Genomic DNA, 22,556 nt, shown 5'->3' with positions numbered 1-22,556 from the left:
CATCGACAGGACAGGAATATGGGCAAGGTGTATTTGATTGGCGCGGGCCCTGGTGCAGCGGACCTCATCACGGTGCGTGGTGCACGGCTTTTGGGCCAGGCCGACGTGGTGTTGCACGACGCCTTGATCGAAGACGACATGCTCGCACTCGCCCCGCTCGCGAAGAAGATTGCAGTCGGCAAGCGGTGCGGTCAACGTTCGACCGCCCAGCATTTCATCAACAAGCAATTGGTCGATGCGGCGCGCGAGCACGCGGTGGTGGTGCGGCTCAAGGGCGGCGACCCGATGTTGTTCGGGCGTGCCGATGAAGAGATGCGCGCGCTCGAGGCGGCGGGGATCGAATACGAGATCGTGCCGGGCATTACCGCGGCGCTTGCCGGCGCGGCGACGCTACGGCGGTCGCTGACCTTGCGCGGCGTCGCGCGCAGCGTCGCGTTCGCGACCCACAGCCGGGCGCCGGATAGCGACGAGATTCGCGAAAGCGCCTCGGCCGACTCGCTGGTGTTCTATATGGGACGCGACAGCGCTCCAGCCATTGCGCAGGAGCTGATCGATGCGGGCCGTGCCGGTTCTACGCCCGTTGCCCTGGTCGAAGCCTGCAGCACGAAGCGGGAGCGGACGCTGACGCTGACGCTCGCCGAGCTTGCCGGCGGCGCGGCGCAGATCTGGCTCGATCCGACACAGCCAAGCCTCGTGATGATCGGTACGGCCTTCGCGGCGCGTGCGTCGCAGGTCGGAAACGAGCAGGGCGATGGTGCCGTGCCGGAGGCGGATGCGCCCGATAGCGCCGGGCCAACACCGGCTGGCGAAGCGGGACAGCGCGCCGCTTGAGCGAGACACACGCACGCAAAGCCGCGCGCACCCTGCGTGCGTCGCTACGCTTTACTTGCGTGCCTGAGTTCGCCGACTGCCCGAAGGGCTAGTCGCGCGTCTGGTCGAGACAGAAATCGATGATGGCCGCGAGTACGCCTTCATCCTCGCCAGCCGCGCCGGTGCAGCGGATATCCACCTGAGGGTGGCTTGAGCGGCATTGCTCGACGATCTCGGGCAAATCACGCCTCAGATGACCGCCCTGGCCGAAAAAAACCGGAATCACGGTAATCCGCTCGCACCCCTGCGCGACCTGTGAGTCGACGGCGGCCGGCAAATCGGGATCCATCAGTTCAAGAAACGCGAGCGACACCGGCCCCGGATGCGCATGCTTGAGCAGCGCTTCGAGCCTTTCAAACGGTGCCTTCCAGCGCGCGTCGCGCGCCCCATGGCCGAACAAAATGATGCCGTGCGCCATAGCGTGTTTCCAGTGCGTCCTCAGATTCAAATGCGGATTGGCTGAGCGGCCTCGGCGGACCGCCCAGTGCAGGGTCAGTATCGATTCAGAGCAGGATCAGCGCTGACTCAGTGCCTGCTCAGTTTCTATTTACCCAGAGCAAGCCGATCAGCCCCACCACAAGATAAAGCAGGCTCGGGACCGCTGCGGTCGCCACGGGTGGCCAGGTATTCAAGGTACCGACGTGCGAGAACAGTGTGTTGACGAGCTGGAAGCTCATGCCGAGCATGATCCCCCCGAACACCTTGATGCCGACCACGCCCGCGCGCGTATGCAGGTAGGCGAACGGCAGCGAGAGCACCAGCATCACGAGGATCGCGAACGGATAGAGCAACTTGTTCCAGAGGGCGACCTCATAGCGCTGCGTGTCCTGATGGTTCTCCTGCAAATGCTGGATATACGAGTACAGATTGACGATCGACATCCGGTCCGGCGACACGAGCAGCACTGACAGGATCTGCGGCGTGAGCTGCGAACGCATCAGGTAGTGCGGCAGATGGATGAGCGTCGAGCGGTAGACCGGATTGAGCGCGTCTTTCGGATCGGACGGATTCGGTACGACGTTCTGGAACTTGGTCTCGGTGACATCGTCGAGCGCCCAGTGATCGGGCCCCCGGAAACGCCCACGCTCGGCGGTTCGAACATCGGAGAGCCGGAACTGCGAGTCGAATTCGTAGATCCGCACCTTGGTAATGGTCGTATCGGGCAGCAGTTCGCCGACATTGACGAAACGCGTGACCGGGCGCCCCTCGCCGTCATTGGTCAGCGTGTCCTTGACCCAGACGCCGGACTCGAAGTTCGACGACACGGAGGAGCCGAGCGCCTCGAGCCGCACACGCTCCGACAACTGGTCGGCATAGGGGCCGACCACCTCACCGATCAGATAGGTCACGAACAGCATCGGAATGCCGATCTTCATCAGCGAACCGAGCGCCCGTCCTGTCGAGAGGCCCGAGACGCGGAAGATCGTGAACTCCGAATTCGCGGCCATCGTCGCGAACACATAGATCGCGCTGATCAGCGCGGCGACCGGAATGATTTCGTAAAAGCGCGAGGGGGTCAGCAGTGCGACGCGGATCACCGCAAAGCCGAATCCATACGACCCCTTGCCGACCGCGTCGAGTTCGCTGATCAGGTCGAAGAAGAAAAACAAGCCCGAAAACGCGAACAGGACGAACAGGAAGGTCAGGTAGATCTGCCGCGCGAAGTAACGCTCGTAGATCCTCATTGCGCGGCCCGGGGCGTGAACTTGGCGCGCAGGCGGGGGAACAGCGGCCGGTTGCGTGCACGGATCTTGAACAGCACGACAACGATGACCGACACGACGACATGCAACGCCACGAGGCCGACCACGAATGGAACGCGGCCCTGCTCGATCCACGATTGCACGAGGTTCAGAAAGTTCGAATAGGTCAGGTAGATGAGGACAGCCATCACGAGATTGGTCGTCCGGCTGCGGCGCGGCGACTGGTGTGCGAGCGGGATCGCGAGCAGCATCAGGTTGATCGCGAGCAGGGGCAGGCCGATGCGCCAGGCGAGTTCCGCGAGGTTCGCGGGGGTCGGCGAGGCGATCAGCTCCCCTGTGTAAAGGTCGCGCGAACTTGGCGTATCGATGATGTCATGGCTTTCGATGCGCACGCCGTAGCGCTTGAATTCCATAATCCGGTAATCGGGCTGGCCGGGCACGCCGTCGTAGCGGCGCCCGTTCTCGAGCACGACGAAGCGGTCGCCGTTGGGCTGGGTCTCGATCTGTCCCTCGGCCGACACCACGACATTGATCTTGCCGTTCTCGGTGCCGGTCACGAACACGTTCCTGACACGGCGCGAATCGGGCGACATCTTCTCGATGAAAAACACCCGATGGCTCGTGGGCGACTCGCGGAACTGGCCGGGTGCGAGCAGCGAAACCTCGTCGCGCTGCGCAAAACGCTCGCGCACGAGCTTGCTCTGCTCGTTCGACCAAGGCCAGCCGACAAAGGCGAAGAAGACGATCAGTACGATCAGCGGGGCCGAGAACTTCGCGATCGGCTTGATCAGGCGCGTATGGCTGACGCCCGACGCGAACCAGACGACCATTTCCGAGTCGCGGTACCAGCGCGTGAGCACGAACAGGATCGACACGAACATCGTGACGACGAGCATCACCGCCAGGTAGCCGACCACGGTCAGGCCGATCAAGACGAGCACATCGCGCGGGTCGATCTCGCCTGAGGCGGCGAAGCCCACGATGCGGATCAACATCGTCGACAGCATGATGGTCAGCAAAACGAGGAATACTGCGCCAGCGGTGTACGCGAGTTCTCGTTGTAGAGATCGTTCGAAAATCATGTCCGGGAGGATTCGGGCGTCCGGCAGAGGGCGCCGCCGGAATAAAAATAGCGGATAATCGGCGCTTGCCCGAAGAGGAAACGGGCTGTGAATATATCCAAGGACAAGAGCGATGGACTTTAGCATAAAAGCTTTCGACTGGAGCAAGGCGGGCGTGCCGTCCTTGCTGGCTGCCAAATCCGATTGCGTCGTCATCGGGATATTCGAAGGCCAGACCCTGTCGGGAGCCGGGCGCCAGCTCGACGTGCTGAGCAAGGGTCTCGTGGCCCGGCTCATCAAGAGCGGCGACATGACGGGCAAGAGCGGCAGCACGTTCCTCCTGCACGAGGTCGAGGGCATCGGCGCCGCGCGCGTGCTGCTCGTCGGCCTGGGCAAGCAGGACAAGTTCGAGGCGAAAAGCTTCACCGACGCCACACGCGCCGCCTGGCGCGCGCTCGCGACGACCCGTGCAGCCCAGGTGACGTGGCTGCTCGCGCAGACGCCGGTCAAGGGCTACGGCGCCGACTGGGCGACGCGCGTCACCGTGACGGTTGCGCGCGATCTCGCCTACCGCTTCACCGAGACGAAGAGCAAGCCCGAACCGGATGAACGCACGCTGAAGAAGGTCACGCTGGTGGTCGATCCGGCCGACGAGAAGGCCGCCAAGGTCGCGCTCAGGCAGGCCATCGCGATCGCCAACGGCAGCGACCTCACGCGCGATCTCGGCAACCTGCCGCCGAACATCTGCACGCCGACCTACCTGGGCCATGCCGCGAAGAAGCTGGCAAAAGAGTACAAGCTCAAGGTCGAAGTGCTCGGTCAGAAACAGATCGAAGCGCTCAAGATGGGCTCGTTCCTGTCCGTTGCGAAAGGTTCGTCCGAGCCGCCCCAATTTATCGTGCTTCATTACCAGGGCGCCGCCGCGAAGCAGGCACCCGTCGTGCTGGTCGGCAAGGGCATCACGTTCGACACGGGCGGCATCTCGCTCAAGCCCGGCGCGGCCATGGACGAGATGAAGTACGACATGTGCGGCGCCGGTTCGGTGCTCGGCACGATGTCGGCGGTCGCCGAGATGGGGCTCAAGCTCAATGTGGTGGCGGTGATTCCGACCTGCGAGAACATGCCGGCCGGCAATGCGGTGAAACCGGGCGATATCGTCACGAGCATGTCGGGGCAGACCATCGAAGTGCTGAACACCGACGCCGAAGGCCGCCTGATCCTCTGCGACGCGCTGACTTATGCGGAACGCTTCAAGCCCGCGGCCGTGGTCGACGTGGCCACGCTGACCGGTGCCTGCATCGTCGCGCTGGGGCATCACAACAGCGGACTCTTCTCGAAGGACGACGCGCTCGCCGACGAACTACTCGCGGCTGCGAAGAAGGCCGGCGACCCCGCATGGCGCTTGCCGCTCGACGATGAGTATCAGGAACAGCTGAAGTCGAACTTCGCCGACGTCGCCAATATCGGCACGCCGGGCGCGGGCTCGGTGACGGCCGCCTGCTTCCTGTCGCGCTTTACCGAGGCCTATCCGTGGGCTCACCTCGATATCGCGGGGACGGCCTGGAAAAGTGGTTCGGCCAAGGGCGCGACCGGCCGGCCGGTGCCGCTGCTCTCGCAGTTCCTGATCGATCGCGCAGGTTGAGCGAGCGGTGACGCGCGTCGATTTCCACACCAACGTGGCCGACAAGCTCGGCTACGCCTGCCGGCTCGCGCGCAAGGCCTATCTGGCGGGGCAGCCGCTCGTCGTGCTCGGTGAGCCGGCGGTCCTGAAGGCGTTCGACGAACGCCTGTGGACCTTCGCGGCGCTCGAGTTCGTGCCGCACTGCATGGCCGATAGCGCGCTCGCCGCGCAGACGCCAGTCGTGTTGTGTGCATCGCTCGACGGCGCACCTCACCATCAGGTGTTGATGAACCTCGGGCAGGCATTGCCTGCCAGTTTTGCGAGCTTCGAACGCCTGCTGGAGCTCGTCGGGACTGACGCGCAAGAACTACAGGCCGGCCGCGAGCGCTATCGCTTTTATCGCGATCGGGGTTATCCTCTCGCCAACCATAAACAGGACGCATAGGCCGGGCCTCATGGACTGTCACCCATGTGTGGGGCCGCTGTGAACCGCACGATGCGCGATAACCGATTGTCCCTGCCGGAGAATTTCTGGATCGGGCGGATGGGCCGACGTCTGACGGAGTGCCTCAATTGAGAGACGACGATCTATCGATTCCCGTGCTGGCCGACATACTCGAGCCAGGCGATCCGGCCAAGGCCGATCCCGCGGTTCCGCGCCGGCCCATGGATCATGCGTGGACCGATGCGCTGGCGCGCGAAGTCCATGGCGAGCCGCTTGCCGCCATACCGATGCTCAACGACGTGCTCGTGCCGGGCGACTCGGCACGCGCGCAGCACTCGCCGCCACCGGCCGATTCGGGTTTGACAATTCCCTTGCTCACGGAAGTGCTCAGCGATCACAACCCGGTCACCGGTCTCTCGTATGACGAGACTCGTGGCGCGCCGATCCCGATGCTGACTGATGTGATCGCGGATTTTGACGAAGCGGTCGTGGAGGACGAGGCCCAGGCAGGTGCTCGGGCGGAAGCCCAAGCGACAAATCTGTCGGCCAAGCCGTTCGCATTCGAACTGGATGACGTGCCGCCGCTGCCGGATGTCTCGGTCGATGAGGCCGCGCCCGTCGAACGGCACGCCCCGCCGGAGTGGCATGAGGCAAGGACCGAGCCGCCGGTTTCGACCCACTCGCCGATCGACCTCAGCGCGTTGGCCTCGTCGATCGAAGCGAATCTGTTGGACTCGGAGTTACCATTCCGCGCTTACGGTGAGTTTCCCGGCGAACCGGCGCCGACTCCGATCGACGTCGGCGACTCCGCGCTGCCGCCGTCCTGGCCGATGGACAAGGTGCCGCTGCCGTTCGGCTCGGGCGAGCCCGAAGTGCCGGTGCAGGAAAGCCCCGAGACCGAGGCGTTCGCCCATGATCCGACACCCTTGCGCGCCGTGATCGCGCCCGAGTCGTCGGATGCCGACACCGTCTCCGCTTACCCCGTGCCATTCGAGCCGATTGCCACGGAGCCGTTGCCCGAGGCTGCACAAGCCGAAGTCACACAGGCTGAAGTCGCTGAGCCGGAAGCGGTTCAACCGGAAGCCGTTGATCCCGAAGTCGCTCAACCGGAAGCCCTTCAACCGGAAGCCCTTCAAGCGGAAGTCGTGCAGCCCGAGGCGGAGTTCAGCGCACCGGCGATGAGCGCGGAGGACGCGGATCACCTGGCGGCGATGCTGTCGCAGCCGGAACCGGTTGCGGCGGAACTCAATCAACCGCAACCCGAATACCTGTCGCCGCTTGCCATCGTGCCGGCTCAGACGGAGATCGACCATGTCGCCGCTGACGTACGCGCGCGCGCGTTGCGCTACCTGGCCAGTGAGGGACATGCGCTGATCGAATCGCGGTGCCAGGAGCAGGCTGTCTGGCTCGCGCACAGGATTACGCGCGAGATCGCCGCGACACTCGAGCGCGAAATCGGCCAGTGGGTTCAGGACGCCTTGAACGAGGCGCTGCAAAAGCGACTGCCGCCGCGCTGAACGCCCCTTAGTGTTTCGTTTGCAGGATCCAGTCGACCAGCAGATAGGCCTGTTGCGTGTCCACTTGTGTGTTGGCGGGCATCGGCGCCGATCCCCACACACCGACTCCGCCTGCGCGGATCTTCTGCTCCAGGTAGTCGCGCGCCTCGGGGTTGCCGTTGTAGCGGCCGGCGATGTCGGCGAATGAGGGGCCGAGCAGGGGCCGGTCGATCGCGTGGCAACTCATGCAGTTGAGCTTGCGCGCCAGCATCTGCGCATCGTTCGACTGGGCGAGCACGCCGCCCACGGGCAGGGCCAGCATGGTCCAGGCAACTGCCAGCCTCAGCCTGGATCGTCTGCGCAACGGCAACGTAGGTATGGCGGCTTGCATGGGTATCCCTTGAGCGCGCTTTCTTCGCCGATGTGCGCCTTCTCGATGCGAAGCGAACTTCCGATGCGTTTCCGGCGGTCTGACCGGATCACGCGGACACGGCGCACGATGTATCCGCAAGCATTATAGGGCCCGGCAATTGCCGTTCGCCGTCGTTCTCATGGGCAGGCCCGCATGCAGATTCGTACGCAGGCACATGCGGACGACGCCGAAGCAAAAAGGCCGGTGACGGAACTTGTCCGCCACCGGCCTTCCTGATTTTTTCGAGCCTGACCAGCCTGACCAGCCCAACTAGCCTGCTCAGGCTTAAGCAAGCTCAACCACCGACCTTAGCCGCTCACCGCGCCACGATTGGCCGGCAAGGCCAATGCCGCGAACTTCGCGAGCACGCCGCGCGTATATCGCGGGGCCGGCTGCTTCCATGCAGCACGGCGGCGCTCGAGCTCGGCCGCGTCGACGTTGAGTTCGAGTTTGAGCTCATGCGCGTCGATCGTGATCGAATCGCCTTCTTGAACCAGCCCGATCAAACCGCCCACATAGGCTTCGGGCGCCACGTGCCCGACCACCATGCCCCAGGTGCCGCCGGAGAACCGGCCGTCCGTGATCAGGCCGACCGATTCGCCGAGCCCCTTGCCGATCAGCGCACCCGTCGGCGCAAGCATTTCGGGCATGCCGGGGCCGCCCTTCGGACCGAGGTAGCGCAGCACCAGCACATCGCCCGGATTGATCTTGTCACCGAGGATCGCAGTCATGGCGCTTTGCTCGTCTTCGAACACGCGCGCGGGGCCCGTGATCACCGGGTTCTTGAGGCCGGTGATCTTCGCGACCGCGCCGTCCGGTGCGAGGTTGCCCTTGAGGATCGCGAGGTGGCCTTCCTTGTAGAGCGCCTTCTCGATCGGGAAAATGACCTGCTGGTCGGCGCGCGGCACGTCGGGCACGCTGGCGAGTTCCTCGGCGATCGTCTTGCCGGTGATCGTGATGCAGTCGCCATGGAGCAGGCCCGCGTTGAGCAGGAGCTTCAACACCTGCGGGATGCCGCCGGCCTTGTGAAGATCGGTCGCGACATACTGGCCCGACGGCTTTAGATTGCAGATCACCGGCACGCGCCGACGCATGCGTTCGAAATCGTCGATGGTCCAGTCGACTTCGGCCGCATGCGCAATCGCGAGATAGTGGAGCACCGCATTGGTCGAGCCGCCGGTCGCCATGATCAGCGCGACCGCGTTTTCGATCGACTTCCTCGTGATGATGTCGCGGGGCTTGAGGTCCCGCTTGACGGCTTCGACCAGGACGCGGGCCGACTCGGCCGCCGAATCGACCTTCTCGTCGTCGGGGTTCGCCATGGTCGAGGAGTACAGCAGCGACATGCCGAGTGCCTCGAACGAGGAGCTCATCGTGTTGGCCGTGTACATCCCGCCGCACGAGCCCGTCGACGGGCAGGCGTTGCGCTCGACGCCGTCGAAATCTTCCTGGCTCATCCGGCCGGCCGTGAATTCACCGACTGCCTCGAACGACGAGACGATCGTCAGGTCCTTGCCCTTCCAGTTGCCCGGGCGGATCGTGCCGCCGTAAACATAAATGGCCGGCACGTTGGTGCGCGCGATGGCCATCATGCCGCCCGGCATATTCTTGTCGCAGCCGCCGATCACGACGACGCCGTCCATCCATTGGCCTTGTACCGCGGTTTCGATACAGTCGGCGATCACTTCGCGCGAGACGAGCGAATACTTCATGCCCTCGGTGCCCATCGACATGCCGTCCGAAATCGTCGGCGTGCCGAAGGTCTGCGGGTTCGCCTTCGATTCCTTGATCGCGTTGACGGCTGCGTCGGTCAGCCGCTGCAGGCCCGCGTTGCACGGCGTGATCGTCGAATGACCGTTGGCGATACCGATCATCGGATTATCGAAATCGTCTTTCTTATAGCCGAGCGCGTAGTACATCGAGCGGTTGGGCGCGCGCGCGACACCCTGGGTGATATTGCTCGAGCGGCGATTGAACGGCATGGGGAACTCTCCGGTGATCTCGGGTGAGGGGTGCCCGCCTCGACTGGAAACCGGGCGGGTCACGGTGATTCGTACTGGGTTCGTGAGTGCGCAGGATGGCCTTTCACGAATTGAGTGTCAAATATATTATTCTGCATGTATTAGGTCGTGAAACATCTCAATAGGAACGCACCGATGGGACTTGATTTGCGCCAGCTTCGCTATTTCGTCGCCGTCGCCGAGGAACGCCATTTCGGGCGGGCGGCGAGCCGGCTGGCCATGACGCAGCCGCCCCTCTCGCAGCAGATCATGGCGCTCGAAGAGACGCTCGGCGCAGCGCTCTTTGCGCGCACGCGACGCAGTGTCGAGCTCACACCGGTCGGACGCGATCTGCTCCCCGAAGTGCGTCGCCTGCTCACATTGGCCGACAGTCTGCCTGCCCTGGCGCAGTCCCTGGCGCGTGGCGAGGCCGGCGAGCTGTCGCTGGCCTTTGTGTCGACCGCCGACTATGGCCTGCTGCCTCAGCTGATGCGTGCGTTCACCGAGCGCTATCCGGGCGTACGACTCCAACTGGTCGAATCGACGAGCGATATCCAGGTCGAGGAGCTCATCGCGGGGCGCATCGACGCGGGCTTGATGATTCCGCCCGTGCCGCCGCGCTATGCGGGGCAGCTCAGCTACCTGCCGCTCATGCGTGAACCCCTGATCGTCGCGATGTCGGACGACACGGCGCGGCAGCTCGGCGGCGAGGTCCCGCTCGCGGCGCTCGCCGATTTGCCGCTCGTGGTGTTTCCTCGGCGTCTGGCGCCCGCCTTTTATGACATCATTATGGATTGCTATGCGCGGGCCGGGCTCACGCCCAGGATCGGCCAGGAAGCGATCCAGATGCAGACAATCGTAAGCCTCGTCTCGGCGGGCATGGGTGTCGCACTGGTGCCGCGCTCCTTGTGTAACCTGCGCCGCACAGGGGTTGTCTACCGGCCGCTGCGTGATGCGGAGCCGCTCGTCGAAACCGGTCTGCTCTGGCGCAGCGACGACGTGAGCCCTGTGCTGGGTGGCTTTGTCGAAGTCGCACGCGGCTGGCAGCCGCCGGACGATCGCGTGCCGGCCCCTTTGTTAATCTGATTGATCCTGATCCCGGACCTCGCCTAACGATGCTGATTCATCCCCAATTCGATCCCGTCGCGATTCATCTGGGTCCGCTTGCGATCCGCTGGTACGGGCTCATGTACCTGCTCGCCTTCATTCTTGCGATCGTCGTCGGCCGGCTGCGTTTGCGCCTGCCGCATGTCGCCGCGCAGGGGTGGACCAGCAAGGACATCGACGACCTGCTGTTCTTCGGGGTGATCGGCGTGATCCTGGGCGGCCGGCTCGGCTATGTGCTGTTCTATAAGGCCGACTGGTATTTCGCGCATCCGCTCGACGTGTTCAAGGTCTGGGAAGGCGGCATGTCGTTTCATGGCGGCTTTCTCGGCGTGATTCTCGCGATGATGCTGTTCGCGCGGCAGCGCGGGCGGACCTGGATGCAGGTGACCGACTTCATCGCCCCGATGGTGCCGGCGGGCCTCGCGTGCGGGCGCTTCGGCAACTTCATCAACGGCGAACTCTGGGGCCGGGTCACGCGCCCCGACGCGCCCTGGGCAATGCTGTTCCCGGGCGCGGCTCGGGACGACCGGGCATGGCTGCTCGCGCATCCCGCCGAGGTGAACGCATGGCATCTGCAGGACGTGTTCCTGCGTTATCAGTTGCTGCCGCGCCATCCTTCCGAACTCTATGAGATTGCGCTCGAGGGGATCGCCCTGTTTTTCGTGTTGTGGTTCTTCGCGAAGAAGCCGCGGCCGGTCGCCGCGATATCGGCCGTCTTCCTGATCGGCTATGGTCTCGCGCGCTTCATCGTCGAATTCGCCCGCGAGCCCGATGACTTTCTGGGCCTGCTCACGTTTGGCCTGTCGATGGGGCAGTGGCTCTCGTTGCCGATGATCATCGCCGGGATCTGGCTGCTGATCCATTCATACCGGCGAGCTGCGCGCTCGCCACTCGCTGCGACGTCATCGTCCGCACCGAACCGCTGATGTGACGCCGGGCCGCTGGCCCGGCCGTCTCATTGCGTCAATGCGTCATCTGCACCGAGCCGTTGACGTGGACCGTGACGGTCGAGTCGCCGGCTTCGAGGGGCACGTCGGCCATCTTCGGGGCGCCCTGGGCGGACATGCGCGCCATCATCATCGGACGCGGCGGGCTGCTTTCGCCGGCCGATACGCTGACTTCGCGAATCGTGAAGCCACCGAAGCCGAAGGCGGCCGATGCGTCCGCGGCTTTCTGGCGGAACTCGGCAATCGCTTCGCCGCTCAACTTCTTCTGCGCCGCATCACGCGATTCGGGTGACAGCGAGAACGTCACGTTCGAGATCTGCATCTGCGATGACAGGCTGCCCGCGAGCTTCGAGACCGCCGCGAAATCGTGCGAGTCGAGCCGGACTTCGCTGCGTCCGCGCCATCCGCTGATATGCCCGTCGCGGTCGGTCGAAGGATAGACGGACAAGGCCCCTGTCTGCGCCGTCACACCGCTCTGGCGTTTTGCCGCGAGCAGCACCTTTTCGGTCCGCTCGTTCAGTGCGCCGGCGAGCGTCGCCGGATCATCCGCCTGTTGTTCATACGAGAGGGTGACATGGACGACATCCTGCGGAACGTCGAGACTCGCGCTGGCGTCGAGATTCAGCACGCCGGCGGGTGGTGGGACGGTCTGCGCCGAAGCGTGACAGGCGCCGAACGCGAACACCGTGCCCACGACAAGTCCTGCAAGCGATTGATGAAGGGTCATGCTCAAGCTCCGGGAGACAGGAACAGGATTGGAGGTGACGTGTCCGACGTCAGCCTTTCGCGAGGTCTTTCGTAATCACGCGCCACTCGTCCGCGGTAACGGGCGTAATCGACAATCGATTCCCCTTCGCGAGCACGCGCATGTCGGCAAGCCGTGGTTCGTCACGTAGCATCGGCAATGTGATCAGCGGTGTCTTGCGTACGAAACTGACGTCGACGAGCATCCAGCGCGGCTCTTCTTCGCGCGCTTTCGGATCGTAGTAAACGCTCTGTACGTCGAACTGCGTCGGATCCGGATAGGGCGTCGACGCGACGCGCGCAATACCGGCGATGCCAGGCACCGCGCAACTCGAGTGATAGAAGAGCACGCCGTCGCCGACCTTCATCAGGTCGCGCATGAAATTGCGCGCCTGATAGTTGCGCACGCCGGTCCACGGCAGGGTTTGTCCCGGAGCCCCGGCAAGGTCGTCGATGCTGGCCTCGTCGGGTTCGGATTTCATCAGCCAGTAATGCATGTCCGATCGCCCAAAGAAAAACGGCGCTGGCCAGAAGCCAACGCCGTTCGAGTAGGTCCCCACCTTGGCCGCTAGGCCGGCATCCTGAACCGGGAGTTCAAGACGGTCGTAGTCAGAAGCACGTTGGGCTCATCAGACAGAGTGACGCGCACGCCCGCGCTCCAATTTCCACAACCTTGCACATGGCATTGGTTCAAGGAATTTATGGCCTTGGCGAACCAGGCAGGGAAGCTTTGAAACTTGTGAAACCTACATCGAGAAGCGAAGCGGTCGGCGAGCCCGCGCAACCTAACTACGGCTGCACGTTCAACTGACCAATCGCTGCATCTAGCTGCTGGTTCATGTGGCTCATTGTACGCCGTATTTCCTCGACCGGAAATGCTTCTCCGTGCCGCACACTCTTTTGCAGCTTAAGCAATTCCGACGCCAACGAGAGTGCCGCAAGCACAGCAACGCGGTCGGTCCCGCGCACCGCACTGCTGTCGCGCGCCTTGGTCATCTCGGCATCGACGCGGGCGACCGCCTCGCGCAGCGAAGCCTCGGCTTCGGGTGCGCAGGAAAGACGATAGGCCTGGCCGAGAATCTGCACTTCAATTTGTTTTGCGCTCATCCGGCATTTCCTTGGGCGGGGGCCGCAGGCGTCGACGGCGCAAGCAGGTCGAGCTGACTTTCGTCGGCGCGGCTATGCGGCAACTTTTCGAGAATCGCGTTCAGGCGCACCTGTGCGTCGTCGATCTTCGACGACAAGGCATCACGTTCGCTGCGCAATGCATCGCGCTCGCCACGCAGCGCTTCGACCTCGGCACGCAGCGTGTCGCGTTCGTCGTGGGCGTGCGCGAGCTGCGTCTCGAGATCGAGCAAGCGTTGTTGATGCTGACCACTGATCGCAATCAGGCGGCCGATATTCTGTGACAAAAGGTCGAGTTCGTTAAGCATGTCTGCTGCGTCCTCATAAGGCTTGTCATTCTAACTCCAATCTTTGCGTTGTCAGAGTTCCGATACGCGTGGTTACGAATTCTGCGCACAGACCGCGATGTTCCGGCGCGGAAACCTGATGTGCCAAGTGCCTCCGTTCAGCGGGGTGATGTCGTTCATGGAATGAGAACAATCCTAGTTTTTCAGTTCCCACCAACCTTCACATACTGGCGCTGCTCGTTCGCCACTCGCAAGGTGCGACGGGCCAGCCAGTTTTCATGAATCTGCAACAGGGAATGGAACGTGAAAAGAATCAAGATGAAGCCGTTGCCGATCGTTATATCCGGTGTGGTTTTCGGGATGGCCATGAGTGCCTCATCCGCCGCGCAAGCCGATGCCTATCCGAACGTTGCAGCTTGCCCATCGATTTCGGTCTGGGAGTCGAAGTTCAGCTATCCGGGCACTCCGCCGGTCTGCGTCACTCACGATGCGCACACCTGGTCGAACAAGTGGTGGGCCAACCCTGGCGAAGAGCCGGGTGTCAATGAAGTATGGGCTGATCTGGGTGCGATGCCGCAACCTGTTGAGGCGGACGTGACGGTGAAGTTCAACAGCGAGTCGCAAAGCTCAAGTGTGGTGCCGTTGCCGAGCTATACCGATACGTCGACGTATTTCCTCGTGCCCAAATCGCAGGCGTCCCTGGGGCCGACCACGCCAGTCTGGTCCGGCTCCGGGCAGCCTGCCATGCTCACCGTTTATGCGCTAGGCAGCGACAACACCCGTCAGCCCGTCTATCTGCGTGCCGTGAGGAATGCCACGAGCGACGGCAGGAGCGGCTATCTCTACGCCATGAACGACGGCGTGACGGTAGGCGGCTACGGCATGGGAAAAAGCGCGCTGATTCTCAGTTTTGAGCGCGGCGACAACATGCATCTGAAGGCCGGGGTCCGTTACGTCACGAGTCAAGCCTCGGATCTGGTGACGGTCAACGCGCACGCATGGCACTACGCCAACGATCCGGTTACGGGGCTCGATCCTGTGTTGAAGACCGTGCGGGTCGGGGTTGAAGTCACGCCAAGCGATACCCACGCGGTGGACCTGACCGTGACCAAACCGGGTTCGCGTGTCATTGTACCGATCAATGAAACGAGCACGGCGTTCGGATCGTACTTCACACCGTATGACCCGGCAGTTGGGCCCACAGTCGGAACCTGGTCGTGCGGGTCGGTCGCTACCTGGCATGTCCCCGCGTTTGACGAGGCAGGCCGGCCGGCAACGGTCAAGTTGCGTGCGTACCGGGATCCCGGCACGCTCGATGGTTCAGGCCGCCTGTGGGCAGCCGAGTGCGGATACAACGAAGGTGTGCATCCGAGTTCGCTCGTTGTGGAGTTCAATAAAGCTGACAATCCTGGCCTGACGGGCGCGCACTACTACACGAAGGAACCGGTCATGATCGCCGCCCGTGCGTGGCATGGGACGCAGAACCCGGGTGACAGTGGCGTAGTCAAGGACATTCGCCTCAAGCTCGACCTCCAGCTTGCCGAAATGCCGGACACGCTGGCACCCACGGCCAAGCAGGTCGGCGGCTACTTCGCGGCATGGAGTATCTATGACCGCAACTATTACCTGAAGGATGTCGATACGACAGGGCAGGCCAAAAACCTGACGTTCATCAACTACGGTTTTGGAAATGTCTATAAGGACGGCGACGGACTGTACCGCTGCAAGAGCGGCATCGTGAAGGCCGAAACAGGCAAGGGCGATGGGGGTGATGCCTATGCCGACTACGGCAAGACGATGGATGCCCAGCATTCGGTCGACGGTGTTGCAGACATATACAACATGCCGATGAAGGGCAACTTCAATCAGCTCAAGGAGTTGAAGGCGAAGTATCCCAACATCAGGACGTTGATTTCGTTGGGTGGCTGGACCTGGTCCAAGCATTTCGCCGACGCGGCCAATACGCATGCGAAGCGTAAGGAACTGGCGCGCACCTGTATCGATACCTACATCAAGGGCAACCTCACAGCCACAGGGGATGCCGGAGGGGGGCAGGGCGTCGCGAAGGGCGTGTTCGACGGCATCGACGTCGACTGGGAATTCCCGGGGGGCGGTGGTCTCGAGGGCAACTTGGTGGATCCCAACGACAAGCAGAATTACACGCTGCTGTTGAAGGAATTCCGCCAGCAGCTCGACGAACTCAGCCGCACGACGGGCACGCCGTATCTGCTCACGGTCGCGTTGGGTGCGGGTGTTGACAAGATCGACATGACAGAACCGGCCGAGTATTCAAAGTACCTCAACTGGGCGAATCTCATGTCGTACGACTTCCACGGCGCCTGGGACGAGAAGAGTAACCATCAGGCTGCGATTCACGCCGACTCCAAGGGGCCGAACGCATCGAATCCGACTCTCAAGCAATACAACGCGAGTGACGCCGTCAAACGCCTGAAAGAACTGGGCATGCCCATGAACAAGTTGACCTTGGGTGTACCGTTTTACGGTCGAGGCTGGAACGTATCGGCTGGCGCGAACTACGGCCTGTATCAGACGCGGACCTCGATTCCGATGGGCAAGTACGAATCGGGTATCGAAGACTACAAGCTCGTGAAAAACCGCGGCACGTACCACCGCGATGCAAACGTCAAGGCGGGCTGGGGCTATGACGGCACGACGATGTGGACCTACGACGACGCTACCGTCGCTCAATGGAAGGTCGACTTCGCGAAGCAGGAAGGCTTGGCCGGCGTGTTCGGCTGGGAACTCGACGGGGACGACAAGGGGGAGCTGACGAAGGTGCTCGGCACGTTCCGTGGTTCGGCCGGCAAGTAGCTTGCTGCCGGGAAGCAAGGATATTCCTAACAAGCAGTGTGGCGATCCTGTGGAATAAGGGTTGTCGTCACTTGAGCCCAGCGGCGTCTCGCTGGGTTTTTTTGCTTACTGTTGAAAACAGCTCGTCAGAGCCATTTCCCTATGTGTCATTCACTGAATCGACCGGTTGGCGCCCGCAAGCAGCGCGGCTTCACCTTGCTGGAACTGCTTGTGGTGCTGCTGATCATTGCAATGCTGGCCGGCTATGTGGGGCCCAGACTATTTGTCGAGGTCGACAAGGCCAAGATCAAGACCGCGAGCAGCCAGATGAAGTCGCTCGCCGACGCCCTTGACCATTACCGTCTGGATGTCGGGCAGTATCCAAGCGCCGAGCACGGCCTCGAAGCGCTCACGAACCGCCCGGCCGATGCCGATGCACAGTGGCAAGGCCCGTACCTGAACAAGGCCGTGCCCGACGATCCCTGGGGACGTGACTACGTCTACCAGGTTCCCGGCACGCAGGAGCGTGAATTCGATCTGATGTCGCATGGTGCCGATGGCAAACCGGGCGGCTCGGGCATGAACGCAGACATCGTCTGGTAGGGAATCCGGACATGCTATTCAAGGTCACTGTTTTTGACGCCGGTCAGTTCCAGACAGTCAGCGTGGATGCGCGTGATGAACCGGAAGTGCATCGCCTCATGAAGGCGAAAGGCTCGCGCGTGCTCGCCTGCAGGAAAGTGCCGCGCACGCGCCGTCGCCGGCACGCGTTTTCGCTCGCGCTGTTCACGCAGGAACTGATCGCCCTGTTGCAGGCCGGGCTGTCGCTTGTCGAATCGGTCGAAACCCTGAGGGAGAAGTCGCCCGATGGCGAGTCGAGAGAAGTCCTCACGCAAATGATCGACGGTCTGTACCAAGGCCTGCCGCTGTCGCGCGTGCTCGGGCAGATGCCGCTGTACTTTCCGGCGTTGTATGCCGCGACAGTGAGTTCATCGGAACGGACCGGCCATCTGGCCGAGGCGCTTGGCCGTTACCACCACTACGAAACGCGGCTGTCGGCGGTTCGCAAGAAGGTCGTATCCGCGCTGATCTATCCGGCGGTGGTCATCGCGATCGGCGGCGGCATCATGGTGTTCCTTTTGTTCTTCGTGATTCCGCGTTTCAGCGAGATCTACGCTTCCATGCGCGAGCTGCCCGCCGCCGCGCGGGTACTGCTCTGGTGGGGCATCGCGGTCAAGCATCATGGCGGATGGATCGCGCTGGGAATTGCCGCCGCGTTCGCGGCGGTCGTTTCCATTTTCCTGCACCCCGCCTGCAGGGCATGGATGGCCCGGCAGCTCTGGCGAATCCCGCAGTTGCGCGCCTACCAACATCTGTTCTCGCTGACCCGCTTTTACCGGACCACCGGTCTGCTGCTCGCGGGCGGACTGCCGGTCGTGACGGCCATGTCGATGGCCGCGCAGCTGCTACCGGCGCCCATGCGAAAAAGGCTTGGCAACGCAATCGAGGATGTCCGCGCAGGTCAGTCGCTATCGTCGACCTTGCCGCGTTACGGACTCACGACGCCGGTGGCGGAGCGCCTTTTGCGCGTGGGCGAGCAAAGCGGCGAACTCGCGACCATGTGCGAACGTGCGGCGCTGTTCTGCGACGACGAACTCGACAAGGCGATCGACATGGTCACCAAACTCGTCGAGCCGGTGCTCATGCTTGTCGTGGGCATCCTGGTCGGAGGCATCGTGTTTCTGCTCTATATGCCGATCTTCCAGCTTGCGGGAAATATGCAATGAAGCCGTTTGAGACATCGCCGCGGTCATTGGATGTCGACGGGCTCAACGATCTGCGTCGACGCTTTGCCGATGAGCCGCTGCCCGTTGTGATTCAGCGTGAGCTTGCGCTCGACGATGGTGGCTATCTGGTCGTCGTCTCGGGTTTGCTCGATTTGCCGGCGCTCGATGCTGCAGCGCTCGAAAACGCCGAGCCCCGGTTCGACCTGCTCAGCTACGCTGACTGCCTCGCGCACGAATGCCTGCTGCTCGATGTCGCCGAGGGTCGGTACAAGCTCGCACTTGGCAACCCCTTCGATCTGCGAACGCGCAACGCGATTGCGCGATGCCTGAGCGTGCCGTTCGAGCGCTTCGTTGCGCATCCGTCGATCGTGGCGGATCGTCTCGAGTACTATGAATCGAGCCAGCGCGCGATGAGTCAACTCGACTTCGGCGCGCTGGTCGCCGGTGCGCTCGACCGATCGAGCGAGATATCGCTCGCGAGCATTGCGCTCGATAGCAATCCGGTGATCAAGCTCATCAATTCGACGCTGTACGATGCGCTCAAGGCCAAGGCGTCGGATATCCATCTCGAGACCTCGGCAAGCGGCATGACCGTCAAGTACCGGATCGACGGCGTCCTGCTGCACGCGGGAGCGGCCAGCGGAATCGAGGTGGCCGAACAGGTGATCTCGCGGGTCAAGGTGCTCGCCGAACTCGATATTTCCGAGCGGCGCACGCCCCAGGACGGCCGATTCAAGGTGAATGCGAATGGACGTGACGTCGACTTCCGCGTCTCGATCATGCCGTCGATCCACGGTGAAGATGCCGTGCTGCGCGTACTCGACAGGCGCAACGACAACGGCACCGAGCCGCTGCGGCTCGATTCGCTCGGGCACGACGCAACGACGATGGCAGGCATTCGCAGCCTGTCGGCCGAGCCATACGGGCTGTTGCTCGTCACGGGACCGACCGGCTCGGGCAAGTCGACCACGCTGTACGCGGCGCTGTCCGAAATCAACACGGGTCAGGAAAAGATCATCACGATCGAGGATCCCGTCGAGTACGAACTGCATGGCGTGCTACAGATCCCGGTCAACGACAGGAAGGGGCTGACGTTTGCGCGCGGACTGCGCTCGATTCTCCGGCACGACCCTGACAAAATCCTCGTCGGCGAAATCCGCGACGGCGAAACCGCGGCGATCGCGGTGCAGGCTGCCTTGACCGGCCACCTGGTATTGACCAGCGTACACGCGAACGGCGTGTTCTCGGTGCTCGACCGTTTCCTGCATATGGGTGTCGAACCGCATGGCCTGATCGATGCGCTGGTCGGCATCGTCGCGCAGCGGCTGATCCGGAAGATCTGCCCTCATTGCGCCGACGACGCGCGGCCCGACGACGCGTTGTTGCATCAGTCAGCTCTGTCGGACACCGAGGTCGCGGCATGGCGTTTCCGCGCCGGCCGCGGCTGCGCGGCGTGCCGGCATACCGGGTATCTCGGCCGCATCGCGGTCGCGGAAGTGTTGCGCTTCAACGATCCACTCAAGGAGTTGTTCCTCGCCCGCGCACCGATCTCCGAACAGAAGGCGCTGGCGCGCCAACATGGCTTCGCGTCGGTCCGCGAGACCGCTTTGCGACGCGTTGCGCAAGGCAGCACGACATTGCAGGAGGTCAATCGTGTCACCGTTGTTGAATAGTCATCAACTGTGGTTGTTTCGCGGTCACGTCGCGCTCGAGACGACCTCATGGTTCTGCCGCGGGCCGCGCACTTCCAGCAGCGCGATCACCGAGATCGGGAACGACGCGCTGGCGGCCGTCGACGCATTGCTCGCCGCGGCCCCTCGCAGCCGGTTCCCCTATGAACCGCTGGCGATTCATGCGAGCAGTCCATGGCTGCAACAGACCATCGTGCCCTGGCAGCCCGCATTGATTCTCGAAGCCGATTGGCTTGCGTGGGCGGCGCTGCTCGCCGAGGACCAGGGTCTGTGCTTCACGGATCCCCTGCTCGCGCTCGAGACGGCACATTTTGCGGCGCCACGGCTATGTGTACTGATGGAGCGCACCGTGGTCCATGATCTCCGGCGACGGGCTGCGGCAAGAAAGTTGCGCGTATGGCGGATCGACTCGAGCCTGGTCCACCACACGAACGAACATCGCTGCACGATTGTCGAGCCCGGCGCGGCGGTGTGCCTCGTCGAACCCGATACATTGAGCATCGGGTTGCGGCTCGCGCATGACTGGCACGGCATTCTGTCTTTTCCGGGGCGCTGCGAGGAACTGACGCCAGCCTTGGTGCAGGCGCGCCTGAGGGAGACTGCGATTCTCACGGGATCGCCCATGCCCGAGAACTACTACCGTATCGAAAAGACCGTCGGTGTTGCCGACAGCAGCGTTGCCTTCCACGCTTTGGCCCCGCAGGACGCCATGGCATGAAGTATCTGAGTATCAATCTGTGCGCAACGCCCTATCGTCCCGCGCCTTTCGGCATGCTGTTTGCCGGCCTTGGCATGCTCGCGCTCGCCTGGGCCTTGATGGCCGAGGCACGCGTGAGCGCGCTCGAGATCCAGATCGAACAACAGCAGCGTGCGCGCCGTACGCAGCAGCGACGGCAGGATACGTCGATACGCAAGCCTGCAGCACCGGGCAAGGAGGGTATCGTGATTGCTGCGCAGGGCCACGCGTTGATGCCGAGCTTGTTGTGGCTCGAGCGCACCTGGAACAAGAACGTGATCTATGAGCGCATCGAGGTCGATAACACAAGCCGCACGCAAAGAATCGAAATCGTCGCGCACGACTCGGAAACCCTATACGGGTTGATGGATAGCTTGTTGAAGCTGCCGCAGATATCGCAGGTGACGCTGCTGCGGCAGCAGTCGGCAAATGATGCGGTGCAGCCGACATTGCAACTGCAATGGCGGGCGGGGGGGCGATGAACGGCGCGCGTTGTCGCTGGTTATTGCGCCGCTGGCGCCAGCAGATCGGATGGGTCGGCGTAGCCGGCCTGGTCGTCACCGTGATCGCGACGGTGAGCGTCGTCTTCGGAATCGCGCCGCGCGAGGTGGCGCTCGAGGACACTTTGCGCACCCTCATGCGCGAACCGCGCCAAGCCGCCGCGGGGGGCGCGTCGTCTGCTTCGGGCGCGGCCTCAGCCATCGCGGCAGATGTACCGGGGCCGACCACATTCACGGTCTTGATGCGCCGGAATACGGCGCTCGCGGCAAAACACGACATTGCGCTGAGGGCCATCGACTTCAGCACGCGCGCCGAAGCAGGCGGCAAGCTGATGCGCTACAGCCTTCAGTACACGCTCGAAGGCGGGTACGCGCCGATCCGCGACTACCTCGTGGAACTTGAGCAGCTTCCCGGCGTGCGGATCGAGACGCTATCGCTGGTACGCAATCCGTCCGACCGGCGAAGTACGACGGTGCAGGTCCGGCTGAGTTATTTGCAGAGGGCCGGCGAATGAGGATTTCACGTCCCTTGCGGGTTGGCCTGCTCGCGGCGATCGGCATCACGGGTTACGTCGCATGGAACGAGCATCGCACGGATCCGGCGGCACTCCGGCCGATTGCGCAGCGCCCGAAGACCCCGGCCAGTGTGTCCGACGCACCCGGCTCACCCACCGGTAAACGTGGCCAGTACGGGCGGCCCGGTTCGGTGGCCCCGTCCGGCGCATCGGTGCCGCAGGCAGTCGACTTGTTCGCTGCCGAAGACTGGCGTACCGGCAGGACGGCGATCGAGGCGGCGTTCGAACCGCAGGAACGGGCTACGTCGCCGGGCACGCCCGAGGCAGGCTCGGGCCGGTCCGCGACCCCTGGCGACACCTTCGTGCCCGTCTCTGTTGCCGGCACCTGGCGGGACCTCGAGGGGCTCGCAGTCGTGTTGGATATCAAGGGTGTGCGCCGCATTGCGTGCAACCGCTGCAATGTTCCCGATGCGCTGTTGCCCGGCAAGCTCGTTGAACACAAGTGGCGACTGGAGCGTATCGATGACGATGCGCTGATCTTCACCTATCTGCCAGCCAGGAAAAAGCAGCGTGTCGCGTTACCCGTTCTGCCTGGCACACCGTAGGTCTGTACGAGTATGAAGCGGTCCGCGGTGTGTCGTGCCAGCGTCCTTGAATGTTGAAGTGTCCCGGTGCATGACCGGCCGGGTAGCAGGAAT

The 22,556-nt window shown here is 63.1% G+C and carries 24 protein-coding genes and 1 other RNA gene; 14 read left to right on the top strand and 11 right to left on the bottom strand.

The window, feature by feature from the left end; genetic code table 11:
- Nucleotides 1-18: 18 nt before the first annotated feature.
- Nucleotides 19-831: a uroporphyrinogen-III C-methyltransferase gene (gene cobA / locus HV670_RS00665; RefSeq protein ID WP_175102701.1), complete on the top strand. Its 813-nt coding sequence runs from the start codon at nt 19-21 to the stop codon at nt 829-831.
- 88 nt (nt 832-919) lie between these two features.
- Here the strand turns inward: cobA and HV670_RS00660 are convergent, their stop codons facing one another.
- From HV670_RS00660 to lptF, 3 genes are all read right to left on the bottom strand, one after another.
- Entirely contained in the window at nt 920-1,288 is a 369-nt protein-coding gene (locus HV670_RS00660) for a sirohydrochlorin chelatase (RefSeq protein ID WP_175102700.1), read from the bottom strand.
- Between the two features lie 118 nt (nt 1,289-1,406).
- A complete protein-coding gene (gene lptG / locus HV670_RS00655; protein WP_175102699.1) occupies nt 1,407-2,555 on the bottom strand; it encodes an LPS export ABC transporter permease LptG in 1,149 nt (382 codons plus the stop codon).
- Nucleotides 2,552-3,655, bottom strand: coding sequence for an LPS export ABC transporter permease LptF (gene lptF, locus HV670_RS00650; protein ID WP_175102698.1), 1,104 nt, complete (start codon nt 3,653-3,655; stop codon nt 2,552-2,554). Before lptF ends, lptG begins: the two co-directional genes overlap by 4 nt.
- 112 nt (nt 3,656-3,767) lie before the next feature.
- Between lptF and HV670_RS00645 the strand changes: the two genes are divergently transcribed.
- The 3 genes from HV670_RS00645 (at nt 3,768) to HV670_RS00635 (ending at nt 7,217) form a co-directional block, all read left to right on the top strand.
- Nucleotides 3,768-5,276 carry a leucyl aminopeptidase gene (locus HV670_RS00645; protein ID WP_175102697.1) on the top strand — a complete coding sequence of 503 codons (1,509 nt, stop codon included), beginning with the start codon at nt 3,768-3,770 and terminating at the stop codon, nt 5,274-5,276.
- 7 nt (nt 5,277-5,283) lie between these two features.
- A complete protein-coding gene (locus HV670_RS00640) occupies nt 5,284-5,700 on the top strand; it encodes a DNA polymerase III subunit chi (RefSeq protein ID WP_175102696.1) in 417 nt (138 codons plus the stop codon).
- 128 nt (nt 5,701-5,828) lie between these two features.
- Nucleotides 5,829-7,217 carry a DUF2486 family protein gene (locus HV670_RS00635; protein WP_175102695.1) on the top strand — a complete coding sequence of 463 codons (1,389 nt, stop codon included), beginning with the start codon at nt 5,829-5,831 and terminating at the stop codon, nt 7,215-7,217.
- Nucleotides 7,218-7,224: 7 nt separating this feature from the next.
- Here HV670_RS00635 and HV670_RS00630 read toward each other — a convergent pair whose 3' ends face one another.
- Together HV670_RS00630 and ilvD are read right to left on the bottom strand one after the other, a co-directional pair.
- Nucleotides 7,225-7,587, bottom strand: a complete 363-nt coding sequence (locus tag HV670_RS00630) for a c-type cytochrome (RefSeq protein ID WP_246256854.1) — start codon at nt 7,585-7,587, stop codon at nt 7,225-7,227.
- A gap of 329 nt (nt 7,588-7,916) precedes the next feature.
- Entirely contained in the window at nt 7,917-9,590 is a 1,674-nt protein-coding gene (ilvD, locus tag HV670_RS00625) for a dihydroxy-acid dehydratase (protein ID WP_175102694.1), read from the bottom strand.
- Between the two features lie 174 nt (nt 9,591-9,764).
- On the opposite strand from ilvD, the gene HV670_RS00620 reads away from it, so the two are divergent.
- The gene (locus HV670_RS00620) at nt 9,765-10,694 is read left to right on the top strand and encodes a LysR family transcriptional regulator (protein ID WP_175102693.1); all 930 of its coding nucleotides are present in this window, start codon (nt 9,765-9,767) and stop codon (nt 10,692-10,694) included.
- A gap of 29 nt (nt 10,695-10,723) precedes the next feature.
- Complete coding sequence (gene lgt, locus HV670_RS00615) at nt 10,724-11,641, top strand: prolipoprotein diacylglyceryl transferase (protein WP_175102692.1); 918 nt, start codon at nt 10,724-10,726, stop codon at nt 11,639-11,641.
- A 37-nt stretch (nt 11,642-11,678) separates the two neighbouring features.
- On the opposite strand, the gene HV670_RS00610 is transcribed toward lgt, so the two are convergent.
- The 6 genes from HV670_RS00610 to HV670_RS00585 all read right to left on the bottom strand — a co-directional run bounded on the left by HV670_RS00610 (nt 11,679) and on the right by HV670_RS00585 (nt 14,186).
- A complete protein-coding gene (locus HV670_RS00610; protein WP_175102691.1) occupies nt 11,679-12,389 on the bottom strand; it encodes an SIMPL domain-containing protein in 711 nt (236 codons plus the stop codon).
- Between the two features lie 49 nt (nt 12,390-12,438).
- A complete protein-coding gene (locus HV670_RS00605) occupies nt 12,439-12,903 on the bottom strand; it encodes an EVE domain-containing protein (RefSeq protein WP_175102690.1) in 465 nt (154 codons plus the stop codon).
- A gap of 52 nt (nt 12,904-12,955) precedes the next feature.
- Nucleotides 12,956-13,135: non-coding RNA, 6S RNA (gene ssrS / locus HV670_RS00600), on the bottom strand.
- A 60-nt stretch (nt 13,136-13,195) separates the two neighbouring features.
- Nucleotides 13,196-13,513, bottom strand: coding sequence for a cell division protein ZapA (locus HV670_RS00595; protein ID WP_175102689.1), 318 nt, complete (start codon nt 13,511-13,513; stop codon nt 13,196-13,198).
- Nucleotides 13,510-13,839 (bottom strand): ATPase, encoded by a 330-nt coding sequence (locus tag HV670_RS00590; RefSeq protein ID WP_175102688.1) that lies wholly within the window; start codon nt 13,837-13,839, stop codon nt 13,510-13,512. Before HV670_RS00590 ends, HV670_RS00595 begins: the two co-directional genes overlap by 4 nt.
- Before the next feature lie 182 nt (nt 13,840-14,021).
- Nucleotides 14,022-14,186: a hypothetical protein gene (locus HV670_RS00585; RefSeq protein WP_175102687.1), complete on the bottom strand. Its 165-nt coding sequence runs from the start codon at nt 14,184-14,186 to the stop codon at nt 14,022-14,024.
- Between HV670_RS00585 and HV670_RS30775 the strand changes: the two genes are divergently transcribed.
- From HV670_RS30775 to HV670_RS00545, 8 genes are all read left to right on the top strand, one after another.
- Entirely contained in the window at nt 14,185-16,650 is a 2,466-nt protein-coding gene (locus HV670_RS30775; protein ID WP_246256852.1) for a glycoside hydrolase family 18 protein, read from the top strand. The two genes, HV670_RS00585 and HV670_RS30775, sit on opposite strands and share 2 nt — an antisense overlap.
- Before the next feature lie 141 nt (nt 16,651-16,791).
- On the top strand, nt 16,792-17,232 hold the full coding sequence (gene gspG / locus HV670_RS00575; RefSeq protein WP_175102686.1) for a type II secretion system major pseudopilin GspG: 441 nt from the start codon (nt 16,792-16,794) through the stop codon (nt 17,230-17,232).
- An 11-nt stretch (nt 17,233-17,243) separates the two neighbouring features.
- Nucleotides 17,244-18,416: a type II secretion system F family protein gene (locus HV670_RS00570; protein ID WP_175102685.1), complete on the top strand. Its 1,173-nt coding sequence runs from the start codon at nt 17,244-17,246 to the stop codon at nt 18,414-18,416.
- Nucleotides 18,413-20,089 carry a GspE/PulE family protein gene (locus HV670_RS00565; protein WP_175102684.1) on the top strand — a complete coding sequence of 559 codons (1,677 nt, stop codon included), beginning with the start codon at nt 18,413-18,415 and terminating at the stop codon, nt 20,087-20,089. The genes HV670_RS00570 and HV670_RS00565 overlap by 4 nt, the downstream gene beginning before the upstream one ends.
- On the top strand, nt 20,070-20,825 hold the full coding sequence (locus tag HV670_RS00560) for a hypothetical protein (protein ID WP_175102683.1): 756 nt from the start codon (nt 20,070-20,072) through the stop codon (nt 20,823-20,825). The genes HV670_RS00565 and HV670_RS00560 overlap by 20 nt, the downstream gene beginning before the upstream one ends.
- Entirely contained in the window at nt 20,822-21,325 is a 504-nt protein-coding gene (locus tag HV670_RS00555) for a hypothetical protein (RefSeq protein ID WP_175102682.1), read from the top strand. The genes HV670_RS00560 and HV670_RS00555 overlap by 4 nt, the downstream gene beginning before the upstream one ends.
- Complete coding sequence (locus tag HV670_RS00550) at nt 21,322-21,858, top strand: hypothetical protein (RefSeq protein WP_175102681.1); 537 nt, start codon at nt 21,322-21,324, stop codon at nt 21,856-21,858. Before HV670_RS00555 ends, HV670_RS00550 begins: the two co-directional genes overlap by 4 nt.
- Nucleotides 21,855-22,463: a hypothetical protein gene (locus HV670_RS00545; protein ID WP_175102680.1), complete on the top strand. Its 609-nt coding sequence runs from the start codon at nt 21,855-21,857 to the stop codon at nt 22,461-22,463. Before HV670_RS00550 ends, HV670_RS00545 begins: the two co-directional genes overlap by 4 nt.
- The last annotated feature ends 93 nt before the right edge of the window (nt 22,464-22,556 follow it).

The organism is Pararobbsia alpina, assembly GCF_902859895.1.
In the GTDB taxonomy this organism is placed as follows: domain Bacteria; phylum Pseudomonadota; class Gammaproteobacteria; order Burkholderiales; family Burkholderiaceae; genus Pararobbsia; species Pararobbsia alpina.
Note: the sequence above shows the minus strand (reverse complement) of the source record. Positions and strands in the feature narration are given on the sequence as shown.

Excerpts from the sequence above, each read along its gene's own strand:
- HV670_RS00565 (WP_175102684.1), top strand. The coding sequence starts at position 18,413 with ATGAAGCCGTTTGAGACATCGCCGCGGTCATTGGATGTCGACGGGCTC.
- HV670_RS00595 (WP_175102689.1), bottom strand. The coding sequence starts at position 13,513 with ATGAGCGCAAAACAAATTGAAGTGCAGATTCTCGGCCAGGCCTATCGT.
- HV670_RS00610 (WP_175102691.1), bottom strand. The coding sequence starts at position 12,389 with ATGACCCTTCATCAATCGCTTGCAGGACTTGTCGTGGGCACGGTGTTC.
- lptG (WP_175102699.1), bottom strand. The coding sequence starts at position 2,555 with ATGAGGATCTACGAGCGTTACTTCGCGCGGCAGATCTACCTGACCTTC.
- cobA (WP_175102701.1), top strand. The coding sequence starts at position 19 with ATGGGCAAGGTGTATTTGATTGGCGCGGGCCCTGGTGCAGCGGACCTC.
- lgt (WP_175102692.1), top strand. The coding sequence starts at position 10,724 with ATGCTGATTCATCCCCAATTCGATCCCGTCGCGATTCATCTGGGTCCG.
- HV670_RS30775 (WP_246256852.1), top strand. The coding sequence starts at position 14,185 with ATGAGTGCCTCATCCGCCGCGCAAGCCGATGCCTATCCGAACGTTGCA.
- lptF (WP_175102698.1), bottom strand. The coding sequence starts at position 3,655 with ATGATTTTCGAACGATCTCTACAACGAGAACTCGCGTACACCGCTGGC.
- HV670_RS00585 (WP_175102687.1), bottom strand. The coding sequence starts at position 14,186 with ATGGCCATCCCGAAAACCACACCGGATATAACGATCGGCAACGGCTTC.
- ilvD (WP_175102694.1), bottom strand. The coding sequence starts at position 9,590 with ATGCCGTTCAATCGCCGCTCGAGCAATATCACCCAGGGTGTCGCGCGC.
- HV670_RS00620 (WP_175102693.1), top strand. The coding sequence starts at position 9,765 with ATGGGACTTGATTTGCGCCAGCTTCGCTATTTCGTCGCCGTCGCCGAG.
- HV670_RS00550 (WP_175102681.1), top strand. The coding sequence starts at position 21,322 with ATGAACGGCGCGCGTTGTCGCTGGTTATTGCGCCGCTGGCGCCAGCAG.
- HV670_RS00545 (WP_175102680.1), top strand. The coding sequence starts at position 21,855 with ATGAGGATTTCACGTCCCTTGCGGGTTGGCCTGCTCGCGGCGATCGGC.
- HV670_RS00605 (WP_175102690.1), bottom strand. The coding sequence starts at position 12,903 with ATGCATTACTGGCTGATGAAATCCGAACCCGACGAGGCCAGCATCGAC.
- HV670_RS00555 (WP_175102682.1), top strand. The coding sequence starts at position 20,822 with ATGAAGTATCTGAGTATCAATCTGTGCGCAACGCCCTATCGTCCCGCG.
- HV670_RS00570 (WP_175102685.1), top strand. The coding sequence starts at position 17,244 with ATGCTATTCAAGGTCACTGTTTTTGACGCCGGTCAGTTCCAGACAGTC.
- HV670_RS00660 (WP_175102700.1), bottom strand. The coding sequence starts at position 1,288 with ATGGCGCACGGCATCATTTTGTTCGGCCATGGGGCGCGCGACGCGCGC.
- HV670_RS00630 (WP_246256854.1), bottom strand. The coding sequence starts at position 7,587 with ATGCAAGCCGCCATACCTACGTTGCCGTTGCGCAGACGATCCAGGCTG.
- HV670_RS00590 (WP_175102688.1), bottom strand. The coding sequence starts at position 13,839 with ATGCTTAACGAACTCGACCTTTTGTCACAGAATATCGGCCGCCTGATT.
- gspG (WP_175102686.1), top strand. The coding sequence starts at position 16,792 with ATGTGTCATTCACTGAATCGACCGGTTGGCGCCCGCAAGCAGCGCGGC.
- HV670_RS00645 (WP_175102697.1), top strand. The coding sequence starts at position 3,768 with ATGGACTTTAGCATAAAAGCTTTCGACTGGAGCAAGGCGGGCGTGCCG.